Source organism: Oleiphilus sp. HI0066 (assembly GCF_001635725.1).
In genome coordinates this window covers 1-843 of record NZ_LWFH01000522.1, presented here as the reverse complement: position 1 = coordinate 843, position 843 = coordinate 1, and the positions used below count along the sequence as shown (strand labels likewise).

The 843-nt window shown below is 42.6% G+C and carries 1 pseudogene; it reads right to left on the bottom strand.

The annotated features are described in order from the left end of the window. A pseudogene (locus tag A3738_RS07180) lies at positions 1-541 on the bottom strand (tail-specific protease); the annotation flags it as partial. Positions 542-843 lie beyond the last annotated feature (302 nt).

The following is an 843-nucleotide window of genomic DNA, read 5'->3' as shown; positions in this document are numbered from 1 at the left end:
CACCACTTTTAACGCGTCGACGCCAAATATCTTCTAGTTCAGCTTCTGTTGTTGGCCACGCTTGCTCAGAGCGATCAGACAGAATGAATTCGTCATCATCGAAACGCATGTCTTTTAAGTCATTCTCTAGAAGAGAAATTTTATAAACGAGACGCTGAATAACGCGCTCTTGATAGCGATTAAAAATCTTGAATCCTGGTTCTAGTTGGCCAGTTTTCAAGGCACCATGGAGACGGTTGCGGTAAGGTTCAAATTCTTCGATATCTGATTGAAGGAAGTACAGGCGCTGTCCATCAAGAGAATCTAAGTAGTGCTCAAAGACACGTTTCGACAATTCGCGATCGATATCTTGTTTACGATAGTGGCTCAGAAGGAGAGAGCGTGCGATATGAACACTTGCTTCACGCTGTGATTTTTCTGGAACTAATTCTGGTGCCTGTTCTGCTTGTGCTAGCAGTTCTTCAAGGCTTTGCTGTGCCGCGTGGGTCAAGCCGAACGACATCATTGCGATGACGGCGACCAATACGTGGGTAAGTTTCATTGCTTTACTCTTTTCACTCGTTGGTCTGAAAGATTGTATGTTATCACTCTTAGCCCTGCCACTAACCTTGCCAAAGTTTATGAGTAACTGTGTTTCGATCACACTTTGTGGTGGCACAGTTTGTAAGCTGCACACTTATTACTTAATTTATCATTCTGTTGGATGACTGATTGGATGCTTAAAAGGGAATCAACTTATGTCGGTACTAGACAGTATTTTTAATTACCATGAGCGCTTGGTGGTAGATGAAATGTCTAAACAGCTTAAAAAGCATACGTTTAGCGAAGCGCAATTGAGTGATA